Below are 6,871 nucleotides of genomic sequence, written 5' to 3' on the forward strand. Positions count from 1 at the left end.
GCCATGGCGCTGCAGATCGGCGGCAAAGCTGACCAGCGGCTGTCCTTGCAACAGGCCGATGCGCTGGCCACGCAGTTCTTCCAGATTGCGCAGCCGGCTGCCGCCGAGGCGACTGCACAGCTGGAACTCCAGGGTGCCGATGGGCTGGGTATAAAACCCGCCCACCGGTGACATGCTGCGCCAGGAGGGATTGACCCCGACTTCAACATCCAGCCTGCCTACCTCGAACAACTGCTCGATGCGCAGGGCCGGATAATATTCGATGTCAAAACGCACACCGCTGTGCTTGCCGATATGTTCCAGCGCCTCGCGGTAGATACCGGCCATCGGGCTGTCCGGCGTGAAGTTGTAGGGGCCGGCATTGTCCACCACCACCCCGGCCCGCAAATTGACTTCAGCCGCCTGCGCCGGCATCAGCAGCAGGCAGCACAGCAGCAACAGGACACTACGCACCCAGTCTGGCCTCCAGCGCATTACAAATGGTGCTGAGCACCTTGATGCGGGCATAGTATTTGTTGTTGGCTTCCACCAGCGTCCACGGCACCTTGCTGGTGCTGGTGCGATCCACCATATCGCTGACTGCCAGTTTGTAGGCATCCCATTTTTCACGGTTGCGCCAGTCTTCCTCGGTAATCTTGAAACGCTTGAAGCCGGTTTCTTCGCGCAGCTTGAAGCGGGCCATCTGTTCTTCATTGCTGATGGCCAGCCAGAACTTCAGCACGATGGCGCCGTTTTCGCACAGCTGGTGCTCGAAGTCGTTGATTTCGTAATAGGCCCGCATCCAGTCCGGCTCGCGGGCAAAGCCTTCCACCCGTTCCACCAGCACGCGGCCATACCAGGTGCGGTCGAAGATGGTGATGCCGCCCTTGCCCGGCACCCGGCGCCAGAAGCGCCACAGCCAGGGTTTGGCTCGCTCTTCCTCGGTGGGGGCGGCCACCGGAATCACCCGGTAGCTGCGGGCATCCAGTGCCTGGGTAATACGACGGATGGTACCGCCCTTGCCGGCGGCATCATTGCCTTCAAAGGCAAGTACCAGCGAATGATTGCGAAAGCGTTCGTCGCGGGTGAGGCTGTTGAGCCTGCCTTGCAACTCGGCCAGCCGTTTCTTGTAGGTGGCCTTGTCCATGTCCTGGTCCAGCTTGAGCGTGTCCAGGATCACCTTGTCGTCAATCGGAGCCAGCAAGGGAGGCGCTTCCGAAGCATCCACCACATGGCCATTCTGGCTCATGCGGTTGCGGATGGCCTTGAGAATGGTCTGCCCCACGGTCAGGCTGCGGAAATTGGCGTCCTCGCCATCCACCACGATCCACGGCGCGTAGGCGGTATTGGTCAGGCGGATCATGTGCTCGCCATATTTGCGTATGGTGTCGTAGCGCTCCATATTGGCCTTGTCGTCCGCCGTCACGCGCCAGCGGGTGGCCGGGTCTTTTTCCAGCTCTTTCAGGCGCTTGCGCTGCTTGTCCTTGGTCAGGTGGAACCAGAATTTCAGGATCAGCGCGCCATCCTGGCTGATCATGCGCTCCAGCCGCATGATGTCGAATATTTCGCGGTCGAAGGCGTCGTGGTCGATCTGCTCGTACACCCGGTCGAACAGGGCATCCGAGTAGTAAGAACCAAAAAACATGCCGATACGTCCCTTGGCCGGCAGCTTTTGCCAGTAGCGCCACATCCACGGGCGGGCGCGTTCTTCGTCATTGGCCGTGGAGAAGGCCACGGTGTCGATCAGCCGCGGGTCCAGCCATTCGTTGATCAGGTTCATGGTTTCGCCACGGCCCGCGCCGTCAAAACCGTGAATCAGGATCAACACCGGGAAATCAGCCTTTTCCTTCAGGTCGTACTGCACGTCCAGCAGCGCTTCGCGCAATACCGGCACCTGCTGGCGATAAGTGTCCTTGTCGATGGCGTGGCCGATTTCTGCCGATTCAAACATTCCTGTCTCCCCGGCCGCATCGCAGCCTTTGTGCTTGCCCGCCTTGTGTGGCGGGGCTGATGTTTAGCAGTCTACTCCATGCCAATGGCAAGGCAATGCCCATTCCCTTCAACCCCTTCCCGTCAACGCAGCAAATCATCCAGCGCAGCCAGCAGGCTGGCGGAAGGCTGGTCGCACCACACCCCCATGCCGGGCTGCCCCATGCCGCGCAGATAGAGATAACGCACCCCGGCAAAGCTGCTGGCAAAATCCTGCTGGCGGGCGCTGAAATAGCGACGCAGCGCCACGCAGTAAATCAGGTACTGCAAATAATAATGTTCACGCGCCACCGACTGCACCAGTTGCGCCGGGGCATAGTCGTCCGGCTGATTGCCCAGGTGGTTGGACTTGTAATCCACCAGATAAAAGCGGCCGTCCACGGCAAACACCAGGTCGATGAAACCCTTGAGATAGCCGCGCACGGTGTGGAAATCCAGCTCCGCTGCGGCCTGGCGCAGCGGCTCGGCCATGCCATGGGCAGGGTCGGCCAGCACCGCACGCAGGGCAGCCACGTCCAGTTGCCGTACCGGCAGGGTGAATTCCATTTCCACCAGCTTTTGTCCGGCAGGCACCGCCGACAGGCGCACACCGGGGTCGAGTTCGGCATCCAGCGTCTGGCGCAGCAACTGCATGGCAGCTGGCTGCCATTCCTCGGCAAAACCATGGCGTCGCAATTGCTCGGCCACCGGGGCCTGCAGTTCTTCATCAGCCATGCCGAAGTCGATGTTTTCGAACATGGCGTGCAGGCAAGTACCAGCGCGCGCGCCACGCGGAAAGGCAAACGGGCTGTCCGGCGGCAACGCATTTTCCTGCGCTGGCACAACTTGCTGCGGCGTGCTGTCGTGGTCGGGTCGCTCGCTGGACTTGCCGCTCTGCCCGTGGGCAAGCGAGGTAAAGCTGGCTACCCGCCACGGGCTGTAAACCGTCCTCTCGAACAGGCGCGCACTATAGTCCTGCCGGCTGTCTTGCGCCAGAGGCAAGGGGTTGAGCCCCTGCTGCAGTGCGCGCAATGTCATGGCCTGCGGCAGGGCTTGCTGCCACGTCGCCAGCTGGCTGGCTAGCTGGGCGGCGGTGAGCTCCAGCTCGCGCAGCGCAGCCAGATCGGGACAATCCTGCGCATGCAGCAACCAGGACAGCGCGGCGGTTTGCATGTCCTTCACCCAGCCCCAGGCCAGGTATTGCCGATGCTGGGCACGGGTCAGCGCCACGTAGAGCAGGCGCAGTTTTTCCGCCAGCATTTCACTGGCGGCTTGCTGACGCACGGCGGCGTCGGCCAGCACGTCCGGTGCCAGCATGGCGCGTTCAGCGGCACGGTAGCGCCAGAAACTGGTATTGCGTCGTTCCAGCGCGCCATCCCACAGATAAGGGCAGAACACCACCGGATATTGCAGGCCTTTGGAGGTGTGGATGGTGACGATTTTCACCAGCGCGGCATCACTTTCCAGCCGCAGCATGGCTTCTTCACCGCCTGGCGGGTTGGCCACCCTGCCCTCCAGCCAGGCCAGCAAGGGTGCCATGCCATGGCGGCGGTCGGTTTCGCTTTGCAGCAGCTCGGCCAGATGGGACAGATTGGTCAGCCGCCGCTCGCCATCGGGCAAGGGCAGCAAGCGCACGGCCAGTTGCTCGCGCGCCATGAACTGCCGCCAGGCGCGCATGAAGCCATGTTCCAGCCAGCGCTGATGATCGGCCGCATTGGCCAGCAAACGGGCCTCCCAGCGCGCTTCGTCTTCCACGTCGGCCAACAACTGGGCGGCATCCAGCCCGTACAGCTCGGTCACCAGTGCCGCACGCAGGCGGCTTTCACTGGCTGGCTCGGCCCAGGCGCGCAGCAGGGCCAGCATCTCGCCGGCTTCCCGGCTGGCAAACACACTTTCCTGGGTAAGCGCCACGCTGGGCACACCGCGCTCGGCCAGCGCCTGACGTATCTGGTCGCCCTGCCGGTGGGTGGACACCAGCACGGCAATATCACCGCCACGCAGCGGACGGCGCTGCGCGTTCTTGATGATGGCGGCCCGGTCTTGCCCGGCCAGCGTCAGCAGGCGGGCAATTTCATGGGCGCAACCCTGCGCGCTGGCACGGGCGGCACTGTCCTTGTTCAGCGGCTTGTCGGTTTCCGGCTCCTGCCACAGCACGGTAAATGCGGCATCATCGTCGTCCACCTCCAGTACCGCACCGGAGCTGGGCGCAGCCTGCACCGGCTGGTAGGCAATTTCATCCAGCAAGAAGGGGCGTGCACGGCTGAACAGCTGGTTGACGGTGTGTACCAGCGGCACGTCGGAACGGCGGTTGGTATCCAGCGAGTAGTGCTGGGCGCTGGGGGCGTCGCTGCGGGCATCCAGATAGGCAAAGATATCCGCCCCGCGGAAGCTGTAAATGGCCTGCTTGGGGTCGCCCACCAGAAAAAGCGGGCGCTGCTGCACGGCAAAACACTGCTGGAAAATGCTGTACTGGATGGGGTCGGTATCCTGGAATTCGTCAATCAGCGCCACGCGGAAACTACGCGCCACCGCAGCAGCCAGCTGTGCGCCGCCAACCGGGTCGGCCAGCGCATTGCCCAGTTCGGTGAGCAGGTCGTCAAAGCTGCGCACCCGCTCCTGGCTGCGACGGCGCGCCAGTTCCTGGTTGACCCAGTCAATCAGCTCCAGCTTGAGGCCGGCCAGCGACAATTGCAGCTGGGCCAGATAGCCGTCCCAGGCCTCCAGCCAGTCACCGATGCGCTGGAACAGCGCATGTTCCGGCGCGACAAAGCCTTTCTTCATGCCCTTGGCCAGCGCGGCCGGGGTCAGCCGGGTGAGCTGTTTGAGTGCGTCCTTGCCGATAATGGGCAGGCTGTCCGGTTCGGCCAGCCACTGTTGCAGCTCGTCCATGCTGCGTTCCAGCTGGGCCGGGCTGTGGCTGGTGGCCTTGAAACCTGCCGTTGCCAGCAAGAGGTCAAACCCGGCCTGGATGGTGGCCGGGTCGGCGGCCAGCGTATGCCAGTGCTGTTCCACCTGCTGCAAGGCCTGCTGCAAATCATGCGCGGCAGGCTGCACCAGCTGCAAATAGGGTTTGGCCAGCCAGGGGCGGATTTCTGCCAGCCAGCCATCGGGCGTTTCCCCGGCCTCGGCCAGCACCTGCGACAGCAAGGGGCTGGTCACCACGCGCTGACGCCAGAAATCGTCCACCACCTCCACCAGCAGGCGGTCGTCGTCGCTAACCAGTTCGGCCGCAAAGGTTTGCCCGCTTTCAAAGGCGGCGTCGGTCAGCACGCGCTGGCAGAAGCCGTGAATGGTGTAGATGGCGGCGGCATCAAAACCGCTGATAGCGGCTTGCAAGCGCTGCACGGCCAGTTCCCGCACACTGCCCGGCGCAAAACGGGCCGCCAGCGCCTGCAAGAAGGGGTTGTTGGTCGGCTCGCCCTGCAGCACGCTGAGAAAATCACTCAGCTGCTGGCGCAGGCGTTCGCGCAGCTCGGCAGTGGCGGCCTTGGTGTAGGTCACCACCAGCAGGCTGTCGATACCCGGTGGCGCTTCGCCGTGTACATCTTCCAGCAGCAAACGCAGGTAAAGCGCGGCGATGGTCCAGGTCTTGCCCGTACCCGCCGAGGCTTCGATCAGGTTGACGCCTGCCAGCGGGCAGTTGAGGGCGTCCAGTACTTGCAGACTCATGCCTGCCCCTCCAGTCTGGCCACCAGCGGCAGCAACAGGGTTTCTGCCAATTGGGCAAACAGCGGATCGGCCAGCGGGTCCTGGTGACGGAACACCAGCCGGTTGACCGGTTCTTCACATTGCGGGGCGGCAAAGTCACCGACAAAGCTGGGGTCCCACTTGTCCAGCGCCTTTTCCAGCGCCAGCTGCGGAGCGTCGTTCTGCTTGAACAGCTGTTCGGCATAGGCCCAGCTGGTGCGGCCAAAAAATGGCAATGGCTGTTGCTGGCCTTGCTGCCAGCGCACCACCCAGGCTTCCAGCAGCCCGGTGGCATCCGCTTCGTCATCCAGTCGGTAATGGCCGCTGTCGTCGTACAGCATGGACTGGCAGGCGATGCCCGCCGGACGGGTGGCACACAGCAGCAGGTGGGTCAGCCACCACTCCAGCCGTTCGGCGGCATTCATCTTGCCAATCACCAGCCGGATCTGCCCTTCCGGGCGCAGCCCACCCAGTTCCCCGGCCAGCGTGGTGCCATGCAGGGTGAGGCTGATAGGCAGCGGCGGCAATGTTGCTTCGGTCAGCACGGCAGGCAGGCGATGCGCCAGACGCGCTGCGCTGGCGGTTTCGCTGCCAAGCCAGGCCTGCCCCAGTTGTGCGGGCGGTAACAAGCCGGCCCCCACCAGACGCTGGCGTACCGGTGCCACCGGTTTGCCAGCCAGCATGCGCTGTACCAGTTGGGTGCGCATGGTACGGCTGGCATCGCGGTCCACACTGAAGGGTTCGCGTACCGGCAGTTCTTCTTCCTGACCTTGCAAGCGGATGGAGAGCCGCTCGGCCAGCCAGGCGCGCGGCGGATTCTTCCAGAAGCGGATGAAGTCATTGACGTGGACCACCGCAGCGGACTGCAAAGGTGGCAGCACGCAGGCAAAGGGCTGCGGCTGGGCGGGCGGTGTCGCCAGTGCAGCGGCGTAGCTCGGGTCGAAACTGGCCAGCCGCACATCATGGCCGTCATAACAGCGTGGCGAGAACGGTTGCAAGGGGTGGCGCACCAGCAGCCCAGCCGCCGCTTCATCGCCACACATGGCCTTGAAGCAGTCCAGCAGTTCGGCAATCAGCGCCGAGGGCGGCAGCGGCTCGTTATTACGGGCGGAGAGGCCGACATAAGAAAGATACAGCCGCTGGCGGGCCGACAGGATGGCTTCCAGAAACAGGTAGCGGTCGTCAAAGCGGCGCGAACGGTCGCCCCGGCGCGGGTGGCGCGCCACCAGGTCGAAGC

3 protein-coding genes and 1 pseudogene are annotated in these 6,871 nt (G+C 63.7%); all 4 read right to left on the minus strand.

The window, feature by feature from the left end; all coding sequences use genetic code 11:
* Window positions 1-453 (minus strand): hypothetical protein (locus tag JHD62_RS20725; RefSeq protein WP_199104474.1); only part of this gene is annotated, 453 nt, incomplete at its 3' end.
* Entirely contained in the window at window positions 446-1,930 is a 1,485-nt protein-coding gene (gene pap / locus JHD62_RS20730) for a polyphosphate:AMP phosphotransferase (RefSeq protein WP_045846706.1), read from the minus strand. The genes JHD62_RS20725 and pap, both read right to left, overlap by 8 nt.
* A 122-nt stretch (window positions 1,931-2,052) precedes the next feature.
* Window positions 2,053-5,616, minus strand: a complete 3,564-nt coding sequence (gene recB, locus JHD62_RS20735; protein ID WP_199104475.1) for an exodeoxyribonuclease V subunit beta — start codon at window positions 5,614-5,616, stop codon at window positions 2,053-2,055.
* A pseudogene (locus tag JHD62_RS20740) lies at window positions 5,613-6,871 on the minus strand (exodeoxyribonuclease V subunit gamma); the annotation flags it as partial. The pseudogene JHD62_RS20740 and the gene recB, both read right to left, overlap by 4 nt.

Source organism: Aquitalea sp. ASV11, assembly GCF_016429185.1.
GTDB lineage: Bacteria > Pseudomonadota > Gammaproteobacteria > Burkholderiales > Chromobacteriaceae > Aquitalea > Aquitalea pelogenes.

Excerpts from the sequence above, each read along its gene's own strand:
- recB (WP_199104475.1), bottom strand. The coding sequence starts at position 5,616 with ATGAGTCTGCAAGTACTGGACGCCCTCAACTGCCCGCTGGCAGGCGTC.
- pap (WP_045846706.1), bottom strand. The coding sequence starts at position 1,930 with ATGTTTGAATCGGCAGAAATCGGCCACGCCATCGACAAGGACACTTAT.